General features: G+C 69.9%; 19 protein-coding genes and 1 pseudogene. 10 read left to right on the plus strand and 10 right to left on the minus strand.

What is annotated here, in order from left to right; all coding sequences use genetic code 11:
• The first annotated feature begins 27 nt into the window (after positions 1–27).
• Positions 28–210 (plus strand): hypothetical protein, encoded by a 183-nt coding sequence (locus ACZ7M2_RS24875; protein WP_266651630.1) that lies wholly within the window; start codon positions 28–30, stop codon positions 208–210.
• Positions 211–349: 139 nt separating this feature from the next.
• Here the strand turns inward: ACZ7M2_RS24875 and ACZ7M2_RS24880 are convergent, their stop codons facing one another.
• The 3 genes from ACZ7M2_RS24880 to ACZ7M2_RS24890 form a co-directional block, all read right to left on the minus strand.
• Positions 350–1,204, minus strand: a complete 855-nt coding sequence (locus ACZ7M2_RS24880; RefSeq protein ID WP_471597120.1) for a hypothetical protein — start codon at positions 1,202–1,204, stop codon at positions 350–352.
• A gap of 136 nt (positions 1,205–1,340) precedes the next feature.
• On the minus strand, positions 1,341–1,646 hold the full coding sequence (locus tag ACZ7M2_RS24885) for a hypothetical protein (RefSeq protein WP_471597460.1): 306 nt from the start codon (positions 1,644–1,646) through the stop codon (positions 1,341–1,343).
• Between the two features lie 63 nt (positions 1,647–1,709).
• On the minus strand, positions 1,710–2,294 hold the full coding sequence (locus tag ACZ7M2_RS24890; protein WP_470047479.1) for a PadR family transcriptional regulator: 585 nt from the start codon (positions 2,292–2,294) through the stop codon (positions 1,710–1,712).
• Positions 2,295–2,417: 123 nt separating this feature from the next.
• On the opposite strand from ACZ7M2_RS24890, the gene ACZ7M2_RS24895 reads away from it, so the two are divergent.
• Complete coding sequence (locus tag ACZ7M2_RS24895) at positions 2,418–3,176, plus strand: alpha/beta fold hydrolase (RefSeq protein ID WP_471597121.1); 759 nt, start codon at positions 2,418–2,420, stop codon at positions 3,174–3,176.
• A 4-nt stretch (positions 3,177–3,180) separates the two neighbouring features.
• Here ACZ7M2_RS24895 and ACZ7M2_RS24900 read toward each other — a convergent pair whose 3' ends face one another.
• Positions 3,181–3,780, minus strand: a complete 600-nt coding sequence (locus ACZ7M2_RS24900) for a class I SAM-dependent methyltransferase (protein WP_471597122.1) — start codon at positions 3,778–3,780, stop codon at positions 3,181–3,183.
• Between the two features lie 152 nt (positions 3,781–3,932).
• Here ACZ7M2_RS24900 and ACZ7M2_RS24905 point away from each other — a divergent pair, with 152 nt between their 5' ends.
• The 5 genes from ACZ7M2_RS24905 (at position 3,933) to ACZ7M2_RS24925 (ending at position 8,962) form a co-directional block, all read left to right on the plus strand.
• A complete protein-coding gene (locus ACZ7M2_RS24905) occupies positions 3,933–4,706 on the plus strand; it encodes an MHYT domain-containing protein (RefSeq protein ID WP_471597123.1) in 774 nt (257 codons plus the stop codon).
• Between the two features lie 62 nt (positions 4,707–4,768).
• Positions 4,769–7,351, plus strand: coding sequence for a sensor histidine kinase (locus ACZ7M2_RS24910; RefSeq protein ID WP_471597124.1), 2,583 nt, complete (start codon positions 4,769–4,771; stop codon positions 7,349–7,351).
• Positions 7,348–7,785, plus strand: coding sequence for a roadblock/LC7 domain-containing protein (locus ACZ7M2_RS24915; protein ID WP_352046793.1), 438 nt, complete (start codon positions 7,348–7,350; stop codon positions 7,783–7,785). The genes ACZ7M2_RS24910 and ACZ7M2_RS24915 overlap by 4 nt, the downstream gene beginning before the upstream one ends.
• Positions 7,786–7,804: 19 nt before the next feature.
• Entirely contained in the window at positions 7,805–8,200 is a 396-nt protein-coding gene (locus ACZ7M2_RS24920) for a DUF742 domain-containing protein (protein WP_471597125.1), read from the plus strand.
• 156 nt (positions 8,201–8,356) lie between these two features.
• The gene (locus ACZ7M2_RS24925; protein WP_352046795.1) at positions 8,357–8,962 is read left to right on the plus strand and encodes a GTP-binding protein; all 606 of its coding nucleotides are present in this window, start codon (positions 8,357–8,359) and stop codon (positions 8,960–8,962) included.
• Positions 8,963–9,002: 40 nt separating this feature from the next.
• On the opposite strand, the gene ACZ7M2_RS24930 is transcribed toward ACZ7M2_RS24925, so the two are convergent.
• Entirely contained in the window at positions 9,003–9,431 is a 429-nt protein-coding gene (locus tag ACZ7M2_RS24930) for a PPOX class F420-dependent oxidoreductase (protein WP_470047468.1), read from the minus strand.
• A 93-nt stretch (positions 9,432–9,524) separates the two neighbouring features.
• On the opposite strand from ACZ7M2_RS24930, the gene ACZ7M2_RS24935 reads away from it, so the two are divergent.
• A complete protein-coding gene (locus tag ACZ7M2_RS24935; protein ID WP_054228908.1) occupies positions 9,525–9,938 on the plus strand; it encodes a roadblock/LC7 domain-containing protein in 414 nt (137 codons plus the stop codon).
• An 87-nt stretch (positions 9,939–10,025) separates the two neighbouring features.
• On the opposite strand, the pseudogene ACZ7M2_RS24940 reads toward ACZ7M2_RS24935, so the two are convergent.
• A pseudogene (locus tag ACZ7M2_RS24940) lies at positions 10,026–11,270 on the minus strand (IS110 family RNA-guided transposase).
• A gap of 260 nt (positions 11,271–11,530) precedes the next feature.
• Between ACZ7M2_RS24940 and ACZ7M2_RS24945 the strand changes: the two are divergent.
• Complete coding sequence (locus ACZ7M2_RS24945) at positions 11,531–12,493, plus strand: DUF6397 family protein (RefSeq protein ID WP_471597126.1); 963 nt, start codon at positions 11,531–11,533, stop codon at positions 12,491–12,493.
• 41 nt (positions 12,494–12,534) lie between these two features.
• On the opposite strand, the gene ACZ7M2_RS24950 is transcribed toward ACZ7M2_RS24945, so the two are convergent.
• Both ACZ7M2_RS24950 and ACZ7M2_RS24955 read right to left on the minus strand, forming a co-directional pair.
• A complete protein-coding gene (locus ACZ7M2_RS24950; RefSeq protein WP_067372601.1) occupies positions 12,535–13,401 on the minus strand; it encodes an acyl-CoA thioesterase in 867 nt (288 codons plus the stop codon).
• Positions 13,402–13,420: 19 nt separating this feature from the next.
• A complete protein-coding gene (locus ACZ7M2_RS24955; RefSeq protein WP_471597127.1) occupies positions 13,421–15,934 on the minus strand; it encodes a DEAD/DEAH box helicase in 2,514 nt (837 codons plus the stop codon).
• A 145-nt stretch (positions 15,935–16,079) separates the two neighbouring features.
• Here ACZ7M2_RS24955 and ACZ7M2_RS24960 point away from each other — a divergent pair, with 145 nt between their 5' ends.
• Positions 16,080–16,874: a metal-dependent hydrolase gene (locus tag ACZ7M2_RS24960; RefSeq protein WP_471597128.1), complete on the plus strand. Its 795-nt coding sequence runs from the start codon at positions 16,080–16,082 to the stop codon at positions 16,872–16,874.
• Between the two features lie 71 nt (positions 16,875–16,945).
• Here ACZ7M2_RS24960 and ACZ7M2_RS24965 read toward each other — a convergent pair whose 3' ends face one another.
• Positions 16,946–17,221, minus strand: a complete 276-nt coding sequence (locus ACZ7M2_RS24965; protein ID WP_352046802.1) for a type B 50S ribosomal protein L31 — start codon at positions 17,219–17,221, stop codon at positions 16,946–16,948.
• A gap of 33 nt (positions 17,222–17,254) precedes the next feature.
• Positions 17,255–17,725 carry a DUF5709 domain-containing protein gene (locus tag ACZ7M2_RS24970; protein WP_067372614.1) on the minus strand — a complete coding sequence of 157 codons (471 nt, stop codon included), beginning with the start codon at positions 17,723–17,725 and terminating at the stop codon, positions 17,255–17,257.
• Positions 17,726–17,788: the final 63 nt, after the last annotated feature.

The raw sequence follows: 17,788 nt of genomic DNA on the forward strand, positions 1-17,788 counted from the left end.
CGGCAGCAGCCGCGAAGGAGGCGACACATGTCGAAGAACGCGAAGATCGCCGCAGGTGGTGTGGCGGTCGGCCTCATCCTGCTGTTCTGGTTGCCCTGGTGGGTCTCCTTCCTGATCGTGGTGGGAGTTCCGGCGGCCGCGTACCTGACGCTGGACCCCTCGCAGCGGCGCAGGCTGCGCCGCATCACCCGCAAGGAACTCGGCCGCTGAGGCGCTGCCGATCGGGTGCGCCTCCCGGCATGCGGGAGGCGGCTCGGTCGCCGCTCGCGGACCGTGCCGTCGGCAGGGTCCGCGAGCGTGCGCGTGCCCCGCTTCGTCCGGGGTGAGAAGCGACCCGCTGCGCGTCCGCTCAACTGGGGCGTACGGCCATCTTGTCCAGGGCCTCCAGGAGGCCGGGCAGTTCCGGGCCCCGGCCGACGGGCAGGACCTCTCCGGGTTCCTCGTCGAGGAGGACGAAGGCGATGTCGTCGGTCCGGGCGACCATGGACCAGCCGGGGCCGTCCGCGCGCAGGGTCCGGGCATCGCCGGTGGCGAAGGACGAGCGGACGCGGCCCAGGGGCGGCGGGGTGTCCACGTAGGAGCGCGCCTCCGCGAGCACGCGGCGGATTCCGCTGCGGGTCTCGCCGCTGTCGCCGTCGGTGCTCTCCGTCTCGTCCGGGTGGGCGTCCTCGGGCTCGGCGGTGTCCTTCGACGTGACGAAGTCGCCGTCGTCGATCTGTTCCCGCCAGATCGCCCACTGGAGGGCGATCTCGTCGGCTCCGAGGCGCCGTTGGGCCGGTCCCCAGACTGCGGTGTTCGGTGGGGTGAGCGCCGGCCGGTCCGTGAGCTCGGGCGCGGGGTCGTGCGGGGCTGGCACCCCGGGAGCCGCGACGGCGACGTCCAGGGGCCAGCCGGGCAGTGCTGAGACGACCGTGCGCTCGTCGGGCGACAGCTCGTGCTCCATCCCGCAGTCCCAGGACGCGATGGCGACGGCGACCAGCGAGACGTCGTCGATCACGACCGTCCACCGTGCACCCTCGCCATCCTGGCCGAGCACGAGACCGTACCCGTCGGCCAGGGGCGCCAGGTCGAGCGCCGCGCAGGCCTCCGGGTAGTCGTCCCCCAGCACGCTGGGGAACTTCGCGGGCGTCAACAGCACCGCTGTCAGCACATACAGCGCGTCGTCGTCCCCGGTGGCGACGGCGCCATCGTCCGTCCCGGCCATCCCAGCCTCCCGATCGCTACGTTCGTCGGCGCACCATAATGCGACCCGAAGGCGCTTGTCACGGGCCCGAAACAGACGCGGAGCTGCAGTTATCCGGCTGGACGGGGGCGAAACGCCCGGCCCGCGCCCACCCCGGTCAGGCGGCGGGCAGGCCGAGCAGCGTCCGCGCCACCGTCCGAGGCGACTCGTCGCGCTCCCGCGCCAGAGCGATGACGGCACGGCAGGCCAGCTCGTTCACCCCGAACGACAGCGCCTCGGGCGACACCCAGGCGGCGGCCTCGTCGATCCGCTCCTGGTCGTCCTCCGCGCAGGCCGGCACATAGGCCGCGGCCGCCTCGAAAAGATTGTGTGTACGTTTCTCCGGTCGCCGTTTGGCGGGCCGCTGCGCCTCGGCCTCGTCGGCCGCCTTCCGGCGCCATATCCCGCGGAGTCTGCCGAGCATTCCGGTCATCGGGCTACCTTCCCCCTGCGCGGTTGCCATCGCTGATCGTTCACCTGCTGCTACTCAACGTAGGGTTGAAGGCCCGGCGGCAGAAGAGGGACGGCCCGGTGAAGCGTCGCGAACATTCCCTTCGAGTGAGTCGATCGTGGCCCGCAGCCAGGTGAGTTCGGCCCGGCTCGTGGCTCGGGCGATGGTGAGAATGCCCTGCCGGAAGGGATCGTCGAGCTCTTCGGCGCGCAACGGCCGGTCGCCTTCGTAGAAGAAGCTCGCGGGCTCCTCCAGGAAGGCGAGCCTGCGGCGCAGTACCGCGGCCTGCGCCGCGGGGTCGGCCAGGTGCCTGAGGAAGGCGAGCACCGTGAACCAGCGGTTCTCGTCGGTGATGTCGCGCTGTACGGGGTCCGCGAGTCGGCGGCGCAACTCGCTTCCCCCCTCCTCGGTGAGCGTCAGGACATGACGAGGGGCGGCCACGGAGCCGGGCTGCGTCGCCCGCGCCAGCAATCCCGCCTTCTCCAGCCGCTTGATCGCGGGATACAGCGTGCTCTCCGCGACGGGCTTCACATGGCCGGTCAGCGCGGTGATGCGCTTGCGCAGCTCGTAGCCGTGCAGCGGGGCGTCGTACAGAAAACCGAGGATGGCCAGCTCAAGCATGCCCCGCATTCTGCCGCACCCGCGGTGTACATCACCACCTTGGTACATCGCTTCCTCTATACCTCGAACCCGAGGTATTGTCCTAGGGTACGAGAAACGATGAGGCAGACCTGAGGGAGAGCGATGAGGCAGGCCGAGTTCGACGGCAAGGGAAGCTGCATCCGCTGGACGGAGGCGACGGGCGCTGAACCGGCCCGGGTGTACGTACACGGACTGGGGTCGGCCTCTACGGTCTACAACGCCCACATCGCGGCCCGGCCTGAACTGGCAGGGCGCCGGACCCTGTTCGTCGATCTGCCCGGTCACGGCATCAGTGATCGGCCCGCGGACTTCGGCTACACCCTGGAAGAGCACGCGGACGCGCTAGCGGCCGCCCTGGACGAGGCCGGTGTCACGGCGGCGGAGCTGGTCGCGCACAGCATGGGCGGCGCGGTGGCCATCGTGCTCGCCCATCGGCGTCCCGAGCTCGTGTCCAGGCTGGTCCTCGTGGAGGCGAACCTCGACCCGTATCCACCGGTCAAGGCGGGCAGCAGCGGCATCGCCTCGTACACGGAGGAGGAGTACGTCGAAAACGGTGGCCACGCGCGCGTGCTCGACAAAGTCGGCCCCTCCTGGGCGGCAACCATGCGGCTCGCCGACCCGCGCGCGCTGCACCGCACCGCGATCGGCCTTGCGCGCGGCACGGTCCCCACGATGCGCCACCTGCTCGAAGAGCTGTCGGCGGACCGTGTCTACCTTCAGGGGGCACTGAGCGGTGAACTGGCGAACAGGGAGGGGCTGGAGGCCGCCGGAGTCCGGGTGGTGACCGTTCCCGGCGCGGGGCACAACGTCATGTTCGACAACCCCGACGTCTTCGTGACCGAGGTCGCCGGAAAGGTCTGAGCCCTCAGCCCCGCCGTGTGGCCAGCGCCAGGAAGCGGGCGTCCTCGTCGACGTACGAGGTCATGTCCCAGCCGGAAGCGGCCAGCAGAGGGCGGAGATTGGCCTCCGCCCTCAGGTCGTCCGGTGTGATCCGGCGCCCCTGGCGCGCGGCGAGCGCGGCCCGGCCGATCGGATGGAACAGCGCTAGGGTGCCACCGGGCCGCACCACCCGCGCCAACTCCCTCAGATTCTCGGCGGGGTTGGGCAGATGAGCGATCAGCCCCGCCCCGAGGACGGCGTCCAGTGATTCCGTGCGCAGCGGCAGCGCGGTGACGTCGGCGAGCAGCAGTTGCCCGTCGCGGTGCCGTCCGGCCCGTACCGCGGCCGCCAGCATGGCCGGGGTCAGATCGGCTGCGACGACCACTCCGGAGGGCCCCACGGCCGCGCGCAGCGGCGGCAGCGCCCGCCCGGTACCGCAGCCCGCGTCGAGTACGCGGTTCCCCTCGTGCAGCCCGAGTTCGCCGACCGCCGCCGTATAGGCCGGCCCGTCGTCGGGGAACCGCGCGTCCCAGTCGGCCGCGCGCGCGGTGAAGAACTCCTGGACGTGTGTGTGGTCGTCGCTCATGTTCCGCATGATCTCTCACCGACACGAAGGACGACGCTGTGCACACGTTCGAGCGTCACGCGATCGGTCACGTACCTGTCTGCGTCATATTTCAACACCTTTCGAAATGCGCCCCCTTTGCGCGCCCCGGACCGGGCTAGCGTCCCTGGGCCATGGGACACCTGGACCACGCCGCCTTCGGCTGGCTGACCCCCGTGCTGTCGTACGTGATGGCCTGTATAGGCGCCGCCCTGGGGCTGCGCTGCACGGTCCGCGCGCTCGGCGCCACCGGGCGCTCGCGCCGCAACTGGCTGCTCACCGCGGCCTCCGCGATCGGCACCGGCATCTGGACGATGCACTTCGTGGCGATGCTCGGCTTCAGTGTCAGCGGTACGGAAATGCGTTACAACGTGCCGCTGACCATCATCAGTCTGCTCGTCGCGATGGTCGTCGTCGGCGCGGGCGTCTTCGCCGTCGGCTACGGCCGCGACCGGGGCCGTGCGCTCGTCCTCGGCGGGCTCACCACCGGACTCGGCGTCGCGAGCATGCACTACCTGGGCATGGCGGCGCTGCGGCTGCACGGCGCCGTGCGCTACGACCCGGTGCTCGTCGGGTTCTCCGTCGTGATCGCCGTGGTCGCGGCCACCGCGGCCCTGTGGGCGGCACTCAACATCAGGTCGCCCGTCGCGGTCGCCGTCGCCTCCCTCGTCATGGGTGGGGCGGTGAGCAGCATGCACTACACCGGAATGATGGCGGTGAGTGTGCGTGTCAGCCCCTCCGGGGAGGCCCTTCCCGGGGCCACGGCGATGCAGTTCATCTTCCCCCTCGCCGTCGGCCTCGGGTCCTATCTCTTCCTGACCTCGGCATTCGTCGCGCTGTCTCCGACGGCCCGCGAGCGCGAGGCATCCGCATCGGCCCAACGGCCGGTCGAGGGCGTCGCCCGCTAGTGGCGAGCCCGAGCCGCGACGGCTTGGACGACACGCCTCGAACCACTCCGAGCGAGGAGGCCATGCGTACACCCCGTAGGACCCCATCAGCCGGCGCCGAGCCGTCGGCCCCACCCCCGCAGCGCGGCCGCCGCGCTCACGCGGGACCGCCCGCGGACGAGTACACCGACCCCGACGAGGACGCCACAGGGGCGCCGCCAGAGGCATCCGCGCGCGCGGGACGATGGCGCATACGTCCTCGTACGGTGCGGGCCAAGATCGTCTGTCTGCTCATGGTGCCGGTCGTCTCGCTGCTCGCCCTGTGGGCGTACGCCACGGTGAGTACCGCCCAGGACATCGCGCGGCTGCGGCAGTTGCAGCGTGTGGACTCCACCGTCCGAGCCCCGGTCGACGACGCCGTCGCCGCGCTCCAGGCCGAACGCGCGGCCGCCGTCCGCCATGCGACCGACCCGACCTCCGAGCCACAGAGCGATCTCAAGACACTGGCGGAACGCACGGACCGCGCGGTGGCGAAGCTGCGACTGGGCGGCCGCAACACCGTCGTCGACGGCGCCGACCTGCCCGCCGGAGTGGCCGGACGGCTCGACGCCTTCGTCAACGGAGCCGAGAGCCTAGGGCCCCTGCGCTCCGCCGTACTGGAGCGCCGTACCGGATGGGACGAGGCGTACGGGCAGTACACCAGGACCATTTCGGCAGCCTTCGCGGTCGGCGGCGCCCTCACTGGCATCCAGGACGCCGACCTGGGCTCCGACACGCGCGTACTCCTCGAATTCTCCCGGGCCGGCGAGGCGCTGGCCCAGGAGGACACCATGCTGTCCGGTGCCCGGCTCGCCCACACCCTGGATGGTGAGCGACTGCGGCAGTTCACCGGGGCGGTCGCCACCCGCCGCGCCCTGACCGACGCCGCCGTCCCGGATCTGCGTGGACCCGAGCAGACCTCCTGGCGCGACCTTGTGACGGGGAGCGCGTACGTCGACGTACGCGCCGTCGAGGACAAGGTGCTCGCGTCGAGGCCCGGCGGAAACGCCGTCGACGCCGCGCCGGAAGCCGACTGGAACACCGCCCACGCGCGCGTGCAGGACGCCATGCGCGCCATCGAGGCGAAGGCGGGCCGGGGTGTCGCGGACCGGGCCGACCCCTTGACCCGCGGTCTGCTGACACCCGCCGGCGCCGCTGTCGTGTTCGGCCTCGCCGCCGTCGCCGCCTCCCTCGTGATCTCCGTACGTATCGGACGCGGCCTCGTCGTCGAGCTGGTGCTCTTGCGCAACAGCGCCCTCGAGATCGCTCGACGCAAGCTGCCCGAGGCGATGCGCAAACTGCGCGCGGGGGAGGAGATCGACGTCCGCGCGGAGGCTCCGCCAGGACCACCGTCGGAGGACGAGACCGGACAGGTCGCGGAGGCCTTGGGCACCGTGCACCGGGCCGCCCTGCGCGCCGCCGTCGAACGCGCGGAACTGGCCAGCGGGATCTCGGGGGTCTTCGTCAATCTCGCCCGGCGCAGCCAGGTCCTCGTGCACCGCCAACTGAGCCTGCTGGACAGCATGGAGCGCAGGTCCGAGGACCCGAACGAACTGAGTGACCTCTTCCGGCTCGACCACCTCACCACCCGGATGCGGCGCCACGCGGAGAGCCTGATCATCCTTTCCGGCGCCGCACCCGGCCGGGCCTGGCGCATGCCGGTCTCGCTGACGAATGTGGTCCGCGCGGCCGTGTCCGAAGTCGAGGACTACGCGCGCGTGGAGGTACGACAGCTGCCCGAGGCATCGGTGGGCGGCGCCGCCGTGGCCGACCTCACCCACCTCCTGGCGGAAATCGTCGAGAACGCCGCCCAGTTCTCCCCGCCGCACACCCGCGTCCGCGTCACCGGCGAACCGGTCGGCAACGGCTACGCCGTGGAGGTCGAGGACCGAGGGCTCGGCATGGGCACGGAGACACTCGCCGAGGCCAATCGGCGCATCGAACAGTCCGAAGCGCTTGACCTGTTCGACAGCGACCGGCTCGGTCTCTTCGTGGTCAGCAGGCTCGCGGCCCGGCACGGCATCAAGGTGCACCTGCGCACCTCGCCCTACGGGGGCACCACCGCTGTCGTCCTGCTGCCGACCGCGCTGCTGCACGGAGGCGCGGCGGATCGTTCCCCCCGCAAGACAGACGGCGAAAGGCTCGACGAACGCGAGTACGCGCGTGTGTCGGCCGCTCCGGAGCACGACTCCGTCCAGGCTCCCATTGAGCGGCCCGCCCTCGTGCCCCTCGTGCAGACCGCTGTCGAACCCGCACCACACGGCTTGCCGGAAGCCCCCGTGAACGTCTCGTCCGAAACTCCTCTGAACGGCTCGCCGGAAACGACACCACCTGGAGTCACCACTTTGAGGCTGCACCGCCCTCCGGACGACTCCGAGGGGTCCGACGACCTCCCACGGCGCGTACGACAGGCGAGCCTCGCGCCCCAACTGCGCGCACAGCGAACCGAGGAGTCGGCACACGTGGCGGCCCACCAGCACGACGACACACGCACCCCCGAACTCGTACGGGACCGTATGGCGGCCTACCGCGACGGCTGGGCGCGCGGCGGCGGCAGATCATCCGGTCGCGGCGCCACTCCAGACCCCGACGCGGGCAGCGACAGCAGTGAAGGAGACCCCGCATGATCCAGGACCCGGGCATGAGGGCAGCCCAGCGATCCGGCGAACTCGACTGGCTGCTGGACGACTTGGTGCTGCGCGTTGCCGAAGTGCGGCATGCGGTGGTGCTGTCGAACGACGGACTGGCGGTGGGTTCCTCCACCGGCCTCAGGCGCGAGGACGCCGAACACCTGGCCGCCGTCGCCTCGGGCTTTCACAGTCTGGCCAAGGGCGCGGGCCGCCACTTCGGCGCCGGGGGCGTACGCCAGACGATGGTGGAGATGGACGACGGCTTTCTGTTCGTCGCGGCAGCGGGCGACGGCTCGTGCCTCGCCGTCCTCACCGCGGTCACGGCCGACATCGGTCTGGTGGCCTATGAGATGGCGCGGCTGGTCAAGCGCGTCGGCGAGCACCTCTACACGCCGCCGCGGGTCGCCGCGCAGCCGCCCGCCGCCGGATGACCGAGGGCGGGCGGCGCAGATGACCGAGGACCTCGCGGGCAGCCAGTGGTACGACAGCGAAGCGGGACCGCTCGTCCGTCCCTACGCGATGACGGGCGGCCGCACCAAACCGGGCCCTACCGGAGTGCGCTTCGATCTGATCGCCCTGGTCACCCTTGACAAGGGTGCACCCGGAGTCGACGAGGACTCCCTGCTCGGGCCGGAACACCGGGCCCTCATCGACCTGTGCCGCACGGAGACGCAATCAGTGGCCGAACTTGCCGCGGACGCGGATCTGCCGGTGGGCGTGGTCAGGGTGCTGCTCGGCGACCTGCTGGAACTGGGCTGCGTCACCATCAGCCGCCCGGTGCCGCCCGCACAACTGCCCGACGAGCGGATCCTCCGCGAGGTGATCGAGGGACTGAGGGCGCTCTAGATGAACGACGCGACTCCACACATCCAGGGGAACTACGCGACTCCGCACACCCAGATGAACCACGCGATTCCACCCACCCGCACACACGCACCGACGCACACCCGGCACCGTTCGACCGACGCCGACCGCTGCCGCCACTCCCGAGAGAAGTGATCGATGGTCTCCGAGAACTCCGACGCCTCGGCCGACGAAACGACCGCCCTGGCGTTGAAGATACTGGTCGCCGGCGGGTTCGGCGTGGGCAAGACCACCCTGGTGGGCGCGGTCAGCGAGATCAGGCCGCTGCGCACCGAGGAACTGCTCAGCGAGGCGGGTCAGTCGGTGGACGACACCGGCAGAGTTGACCAGAAGGTCACGACGACCGTCGCCATGGACTTCGGACGCATCACCATCCGGTCCGGCCTCTCCCTCTACCTCTTCGGCACGCCGGGCCAGGACCGGTTCTGGTTCCTGTGGGACGAGCTGTCGCAGGGCGCGTTGGGGGCCGTCGTCCTCGCGGACACCCGCAGGCTGGAGGACTGCTTCCCCGCGGTGGACTACTTCGAGCACCGGCACATCCCGTTCGTGGTGGCCGTCAACTGCTTCACGGGCGCCCGCGCCTACGGCGCCCAGGACGTGTCCCGCGCCCTCGACCTCGACCGTGGCACGCCCGTCGTGCTCTGCGACGCCAGGGACCGCGACTCCGGGAAAGAGGTACTCATCCGGCTCGTGGAGTACGCCGGGCGGGTTCACACCGCCCGGCTGCTCGACTCCGTCGGTTGAGGCCACGGAAAAATCGGGCCGAGGCCTCCGAAGGAGAGACCTAGTCCGTCATCGAGGCCCAAGCCACGACCTTCTCGATCCTCACGCGGACGAGGAGTTCACCCGGGACGCCGTTGCGCTTCCCGAACTCCTCGGCCCGGTCCTCACCCATGTAGCGTGCGCCGATCCGAGCTGCCCAGTGACGCAGCTCGTCCGGATCCTCCGACAACTCGGCACGACCCTCCAGAACCACGAAGTCGAACGGCGGCCGGTCGTCGTCCACGCAGAGGGCGACTCGCCCGTCGCGGGCCAGATTCCGTCCCTTCACAGTCTCCTTCGCGGTGTTGAAGAGCACATGGTCGCCGTCCAGCAGAAACCAGATCGGCGCCACGTGCGGACTTCCGTCGGCGCGGACGGTCGACAGCTTTCCGGTGCGGGTGCCCTGCGAGACGAAGGCCCGCCATTGCTCATCGGTCATCTTCTGTGCCATGCGCCCATCCTCCTTGCCCGGAGGGCGGCTGTGGGGAAGGCTGGCTGGTCGGATCCTCCAGCCAGGGGGAAAAGCATCACGGGGAGATGGAGCATGGCGCAGAACACGGGGCTCGGCTGGCTGCTCGACGATCTGACCGAGCGCGTCGAACACGTACGGCACGCGTTGGTGTTGTCCAACGACGGGCTGGTGACCGGCGCGAGCACAGGACTTCGACGTGAGGACGCCGAGCATCTCGCGGCGGTCTCGTCGGGGCTGCACAGCCTGGCGAAGGGGTCAGGTCGGTACTTCGGCACCGGTCAGGTGCGCCAGACGATGATCGAGTTCGACGACGCGGTACTTTTCGTCACCGCGGCGGGCGCGGGCAGTTGTCTGTGTGTCCTCAGCGCCGCGGAAGCCGACATCGGCCAGGTTGCCTACGAGATGACACTGCTCGTCAACCGTGTCGGCGAACACCTCGGCGTGGACGTACGCCAACCGGAACGTTCATCTTCCGTAGATCTCTGACGCGTAAATAGGTCCTGGTCGGAGTGGGTGTGGGTAGGGCTGGGTGCCCGGTGACCGTGGCGGGCCGCCGGGTGTCCGGTTTGTCGGTCAGGCTGTGTTCTCCCTCGGGTTGAGGGTGACGGTGTAGCCGAGCTGGTTGAGCTGGTTGATGGCCCGGCGGGTGGCGCGTTCGGGGTCGCGTTGGGTGTAGTAGGTGCCGCCGAGTTCCTGGTAGCGCACGTTGTCGGTGAGCATGTGTCAGATCGCGGTGATGATCGAGTGCTCGACGGCGACCAGCGCCCTGAGCGGGCCGCGGCGGGCGGTCAGCCGCTTGTAACGGGCCTGCAGATAGGTGTCTTTGGTTCTCACCGCGCCGAATGCCGCGATGCCGAGGGCGCCTTTGAGGTAGGGGTTGCCGGGCCGGACCTTGGTGTTCTTGGTGCGGCCGGCGGACTCGTGGTGGCCCGGGCAGACCCCGGCCCAAGACGCGAGGTGCTTGGCCGTCGCGAAGCGGTTCATGTCGCCGCCGGTCTCCGCGACGATCACTTCGGCGGTCGCCTGGTTGATCCCGGGGATGGTGTCGAGCAGGTCGAGGGCGTCACGAAAGGGTGCCATCGCCTCCGCGATGCGTCCGGTGAGCTGGTCGATCATCGTGGTGAGCTGGTCGTAGTGGTCCAGATGCAGGCGGGCCAGGAACGCGTGGTGCTCGCGGAAGCGTCCGGTCAGGGCCTCGGTGAGTTCGGGGATTTTGTTGCGGAGCTTGCGTTTTGCCAGGTCCGCGAGGACCTGCGGGTCGGCTTCACCGCGGATGAGGGCTTCGAGCATGGCCCGGCCGCAGACGCCCATGATGTCGGAGGCGACTGCGGAGAGTTTGATGCCGGTGTCCTCCAGCAGCTTCTCCAGCCGCTGGACCACCCGGCCGCGTTCACGGGTGGCGGTGGTCCGGGCGCGCGTGAGGTCCCGGAGTTCGCGGATCGGCTCGGGTGGCACGAAGGAGGGCCTCACCAGGCCGTGAGCGCCGAGCTGGGCGAGCCAGGCCGCGTCCGAGACGTCCGTCTTGCGGCCGGGCAGGTTCTTGACCTGCCGCGCGTTGACGAGGATCACGTTCAAGTCTTCGGCCAGCACGTAGTAGAAGGGCTTCCAGTAGTCCGAGGTCGCCTCGATCACGACCAGCGTCACCCGTGCCGCGAGCAGATGGTCGCGCAGGGCGAGGACCGCGTTCGTCGTCGATCCCCACGTCGTGGTCTCGGTCGTGAAGGACCCCCGCCGCTTCGTGCTCGGGGTACGGACGCACGCCTTGGCGTCCTTCTTGCTGATATCGAGGCCCACGCAGCGTTCGTGCAGCACGTCCACGGCCTTGCTCCCTCCCGTGCCGGACAGCCGAGTACGCCGTTCCGGGAGGGTCAGGGCGAATCAGGAATTCTGACGCACGTGCTCACAACAACACTCCACGGTTCCCGTGGACGGCCCCCAGCACCACGCTGACCTGCGGACACGCCATCGCGGTCAGAGTTATCCACAGGCTCGCCGCGAGATCCGCCGAACCGGCTACGGTTTTTCTCGAAGCAAGCGCCCGACGGCGCGAGCACCTCACTCCACGGGGGAGAACCGTCATGTCCGGCAACACCATCACGCAGTCCACCGCCCCGCAGTCCACCGCATCGAGGTCCGCCACATCGTCGCTCGCACGCGCCGCGCGAGAACTGGAGCTCAAGCGTGGCGAGTTCGACCTCGCCCTGCATCTCGGATGCGTCCGCACCGTTCCCGACGAGGGCGGAGGGGGACGCCGCGTCAATCGTGCGGAGATCGAGCGGGTGCGCTCCGAGGACGGCTTCCCCGAGGCATTGCGGGAACGCGTCAAGGCCGTCGGCACCACGGAGGGCGCGGCGCTCATGGGCGTGACGGCCGCCAGGTTCACGCGCCTCGCGCGCCTGGGCCTGGTGGTGCCCGTGAAATTTTACTTGAACCGGTACAGGGCTGTGGTCTGGCTGTACCTGGCCGAGGAACTGCGCCAGTTCGGGGCGGACGAGCAGAACGCGCCGCTGCTGAAGGGCCGTACCCCCGAGGGACTCCGCGACCAGCTCGAAGCCGGCCTGGACCTCCGCCCCCGCAACTGGCGGGGCCGGCACATGGGATTCCTGCTGCGGCAGACCGAGGACCCCTGGGCGCGGGCCGCGATCGTGGCCTCCCTGCTCGACCCCGTTCAGGTGGCCGAGATCGTCAGGGACCCCTACGAGCGCGCGTATCTGAACCGCTTCCGGCCCGAGCGGGCCGCCCACGGCGCCGCGCCCGACACGCCCGCCGCGCACCTCGTCTCGCGCATCATGACGGCCGAGGATCCCGACGAGATCAGCTGGCTCCGTGCCGATCTGGGCCAGGCGCTCGTCGAGGCCCGAGAACTCCGCCCCGCGCCCCGCCCGACGCCGAAGGCATCGCCGACGTCGCTCTCCCCCTTGAGCGGGGCGGCTCCGGCGGTCTCACGACCGCGGGAAGCCGCGCTAGACGACCCGACCCCGAGCGTGGAGCCCGAGCGGCCACGCAGGCTCCTCGGGTGGCTGCGCCGCAGAAACCCCTGACCCTTTTCCTGCACCCCTACAGCGACCCTTTTCCTGCATCCCTACAGCGCCCGGAAAAGCCCCTCCTGGACGACCGAGACGAGCAGGCGTCCCTCCAGGTCGTAGATGCGCCCGCGGGCCAGCCCGCGACCGCCCGTCGCGATCGGCGACTCCTGGTCGTACAGGAACCACTCGTCCGCGCGGAACGGCCGGTGGAACCACATCGCATGGTCGAGCGAGGCCATGTCGAAGCCGCGCTGACCCCACAGCGGCTCCACCGGGATGCGGACGGCGTCCAGGAGGGTCATGTCGCTCGCGTAGGTGAGGGCGCAGGTGTGCACCAGCGGGTCGTCGCCCAGTGGTCCGACGGCACGCATCCACACCGCGCTGCGCGGCTCCGCGTCCTTTATCTCCTCCGGGGTCCAGCGCAGTCCGTCCACATACCGGATGTCGAACGGCTGGCGGCGTGCCATGCGCTCCAGCGACTCGGGAAGCGCGCCCAGATGCTCGGTGATCTCCTGCGAGACCGTCGGCAGCGACTCAGGGTGCGGTATCTCGCGGGCCGGCGGCAACTGGTGCTCAAAGCTCCCATCCTCAGGCTTGTGAAAGGAGGCGGTCAGATTGAAGATCGTGCGCCCCTGCTGCACGGCGGTGACGCGACGGGTGGTGAACGACCGCCCGTCCCTGACCCGTTCGACCTGGTACACGATCGGCACGCCCGGGCGGCCCGGACGCAGGAAGTACGCGTGCAGTGAGTGCACCGGCCGGTCGCCCTCGGCGGTGCGCCCGGCCGCCACCAGGGCCTGGCCCGCCACCTGGCCGCCGAAGACCCGCTGCAGCGATTCGTCTGGACTGCGGCCACGGAAGATGTTGACCTCGATCTGCTCCAGGTCGAGCAGGTCGACGAGCCTCTCGGCTGGGTTCGTCATGTGTGGGATTCTCCTGTGCTCACAGCTGGCCGACGTCGGTGACCTTGACGACCGCGCGACCCTCCGCGTCGGAGGCCACGAGGTCGACCTCCGCGCTGATGCCCCAGTCGTGGTCACCGTTCGGGTCGGCGAAGGTCTGACGGACGCGCCACAGACTGTTCTGCGGCTCCTCCACGATCGACAGCAGCTTGGGTCCACGGGCGTCGGGGCCCGTGCCGAGGTCCTCGTACTCGTCCCAGTACTTGTCCATCGCCTCGCCCCAGGCGTCGGCGTCCCAGCCGGATTCTCCGTCCATCTCGCCGAGCTCGTCGACGTTGTCGAGTGCGGCGAGTTCGACTCGGCGGAACATCGCGTTGCGGACGAGGACACGGAAGGCGCGGGCGTTCGACGTGACCGGCTTGACCTGGTCGGCCCTCTCCTGGGCCTCCTCGGCCGTCATCTCCTCGGGGTTGGCGAGTTGCTCCCACTCGTCGAGGAGGCTCGAGTCGACCTGGCGCACCAGCTCGCCCAGCCAGGCGATCAGATCCTCCAGGTCCTCGGACTTGAGGTCGTCCGGGACGGTGTGTTCAAGCGCCTTGTAGGCACTCGCGAGGTAGCGCAGGACAATGCCCTCAGTACGGGCGAGCTCGTAGTGGGAGACGAACTCCGTGAAGGACATGGCCCGTTCGTACATGTCACGGATGACGGACTTCGGCGACAGCGGATGGTCACCGACCCACGGGTGGCTCTTGCGGTAGGTGTTGTAGGCGTGGAAGAGCAGCTCCTCCAGCGGCTTCGGGTACGACACGTCCTGGAGCCGCTCCATGCGCTCCTCGTACTCGACGCCGTCCGCCTTCATCGCCGCCACGGCCTCGCCGCGCGCCTTGTTCTGCTGGGCCGCGAGGATCTGCCGCGGGTCGTCCAGGGTGGACTCCACGACGGACACCATGTCCAGGGCGTAGGAGGGGGACTCGGGGTCCAGCAGCTCGAACGCGGCGAGCGCGAAGGTCGACAGCGGCTGGTTGAGCGCGAAGTCCTGTTGCAGATCAACGGTGAGGCGCACGATGCGACCCGTGGCGTCCGGCTCGTCGAGTTCCTCGACGATGCCGCCGTCGAGGAGCGAGCGGTAGATCGCGATCGCCCGCCGGATGTGCCGCAGCTGTTGCTTGCGCGGCTCGTGGTTGTCCTCCAGCAGATGCCGCATCGCCTCGAAGGCGTTCCCGGGCCGGGCGATCACCGCCAGGAGCATGGTGTGGGTGACGCGGAAGCGGGAGGTGAGCGGCTCGGGGTCGGAGGCGATGAGCTTCTCGAACGTGTTGTCCGTCCAGCCGACGAAGCCCTCGGGAGCCTTCTTGCGGACCACCTTGCGGCGCTTCTTCGGGTCGTCGCCCGCCTTGGCGAGCGCCTTCTCGTTCTCGATGACGTGCTCGGGCGCCTGCGCCACCACGAAGCCCGCCGTGTCGAATCCGGCGCGCCCGGCACGCCCGGCGATCTGGTGGAACTCACGGGCACGGAGCGTGCGCACTCGGTTGCCGTCGTACTTCGTCAGCGCGGTGAACAGCACGGTGCGGATCGGCACGTTGACGCCGACACCGAGGGTGTCCGTGCCACAGATGACCTTCAGCAGACCGGCCTGGGCCAGCTTCTCCACCAGTCGCCGGTACTTGGGCAGCATGCCCGCGTGGTGCACGCCGATGCCGTGGCGTACGTACCGGGAGAGATTGCGGCCGAACTTGGTGGTGAAGCGGAAGTTGCCGATCAGCTCGGCGATCTGGTCCTTCTCCTCGCGCGTGCACATGTTGATGCTCATGAGCGCCTGCGCCCGCTCCACGGCCTGCGCCTGAGTGAAGTGGACGATGTAGACCGGAGCCTGCTTGGTCGCGAGCAGCTCGGTGAGCGTCTCCGTCAGTGGGGTCAGCACGTATTCGTAGGAGAGCGGCACGGGCCGGGTCGCCGAGCGGACCACCGACGTGGGCCGTCCGGTGCGCCGGGTGAGGTCCTTCTCGAACATCGAGACGTCGCCGAGCGTCGCCGACATCAGGATGAACTGCGCCTGCGGCAGTTCCAGGATCGGGATCTGCCACGCCCAGCCGCGGTCGGCCTCCGCGTAGAAGTGGAACTCGTCCATGACGACCTGGCCGACGTCGGCGTGCTTGCCGTCCCGCAGCGCGATGGACGCCAGCACCTCGGCGGTGCAGCAGATGATGGGAGCGTCGGAGTTCACGGAGGCGTCGCCGGTCAGCATGCCGACGTTCTCGGTGCCGAAGATCTTGCACAGCTCGAAGAACTTCTCCGAGACCAGTGCCTTGATCGGCGCCGTGTAGAAGGTGACCTCGTCACGGGCGAGCGCAGCGAAGTGGGCGCCCGCGGCGATCATGCTCTTGCCCGAGCCGGTGGGCGTCGAGACGATCACGTTCGCACCCGAGACCACCTCGATCAGCGCCTCCTCCTGATGGGGGTAGAGCGTGAGACCGCGTTCCCCGGCCCACGACTCGAAGGCTTCGTAGAGGGCGTCGGGATCTGGGGTCTGCGGCAGCTGATCGATGAGGGTCACGCCCCCATCTTGCCTGTCGACCCGCTCGATGGGGGAATCGGATGCTCGTCCAAAGATCACGACCGTTACGCTGTGGCGCCGACGAAGCGTCAGCGTATGCGGGCAACTGGACAGCGGCTAAAGAAGAATGGGGCGGGGAACGGCCATGATGGGACCAGCACACTCACTCTCGGGAGCCGCGGCCTGGCTCGGCGTCGGAGCGGCAGCGGCCGCCACCGGTCACACGATGCCCTGGCCGGTGCTCCTCGTCGGCGCCCTGATCTGCGCGGGAGCCGCGCTCGCCCCCGACCTGGACCACAAGGCGGCGACGATCTCGCGGGCCTTCGGGCCCGTCTCACGGGCACTGTGCGAGATCGTCGACAAGCTCTCGTACGCCGTCTACAAGTCGACCCGCAAGCCGGGCGACCCACGGCGCAACGGCGGCCACCGCACGCTGACGCACACCTGGCTGTGGGCGGTGATGATCGGCGCGGGCACTGCGGTCCTTGCGATCACCGGTGGCCGCTGGGCCGTCCTGGCCATCCTCTTCGTGCACATGGTGCTCGCGATCGAGGGACTGCTGTGGCGGGCCGCCCGCGGCTCCAGCAGCGACATCCTGGTCTGGCTGCTGGCCGCGACCAGCGCCTGGATCCTCGCCGGAATCCTGGACAAGCCGGGCAACGGCTCGGACTGGCTGTTCACCGCACCCGGCCAGGAGTACCTGTGGCTCGGCCTGCCGATCGTCCTGGGCGCCCTGGTGCACGACATAGGCGACGCGCTCACGGTGTCCGGCTGCCCGGTCCTGTGGCCCATCCCGATCGGCCGCAAGCGCTGGTACCCGATCGGCCCGCCCAAGGCGATGCGCTTCCGGGCCGGCAGCTGGGTCGAGCTCAAGGTGCTCATGCCGGTCTTCATGCTGCTCGGCGGAGTGGGCTGCGCGGCAGCGCTCAACGTCATCTGAGCGAGCGCGTCAGCCCCGTGTGCCCGAGGAGGAGTGTCAGCTCCCCGTGCCCGAGCGCGGGGGGCAACCCCTCACGCCGTCCCGTCCTGGCCCGCTCCCTGCCCCGCACCCCCGTACCGCCTCTCGAACTGTGCGATCCGGCCCTCCGAGTCCACGGTCCGGGCCTTGCCCGTGTAGAAGGGGTGGCTCTCCGAGGAGATCTCGACCTCGACGACCGGGTAGGTCTCGCCGTCGTCCCACTCGATGGTCTGGTCGCTCGTCGCGGTGGAGCGGGTGAGGAACGCGTACCCGGCGGCGCGGTCGCGAAAGACGACGGCGTGGTAGTCGGGGTGCTTGTCCTGCTGCATGGGTGCTCCTTGGGGGAGAGGGGCGGGGGCCGGTCAGCCGGACGCGGTGTCCTCGTCGACGATGTGCATCGCAGCCTCCTCGGCCGAGGCCGCGGCCCCGTCGATGCCGACGTCGGTGGCGATCAACCCGCTCTCGTCGTCCTCGTGCGCTCCTTCGTTGGGGGCGACGAGACGACCGGAGCGGCTGGCGCCCACTTCGTTGTCCCAGGCTTCGCCGTCGGTGCCCTGGCAGTCCCCGATGCCGTCCCCGTCCGGCTCGGCGACGTCGGGCATCTCCTCCGCGAGGCGCTGGTCCAGGCTCTCGCCCTGTCGGCGCTCCGCGGCGGTCACCCCGGAGTGCTCCACCGCCCACGGCCGCTCCGGTGGGGACCAGCCCCGGTCGAGCGGGTCACCGACACCGTCGGAGAGCAGGGTGTCCTCGGAGTCGAGCAGCCCCGCGTCGTCCTGTACCTCGGATCCGTCGGGCTGGTAGACGTCGTCTCCCCATCCGTCGACGCTGTTCACGGGTACCTCCAGGTGATGCGGGCGAGCCCGATCCCACCGCGCTCGACGGCGGGCGCGCGGGCC

This window comes from Streptomyces sp. NPDC111507 (genome assembly GCF_055638955.1).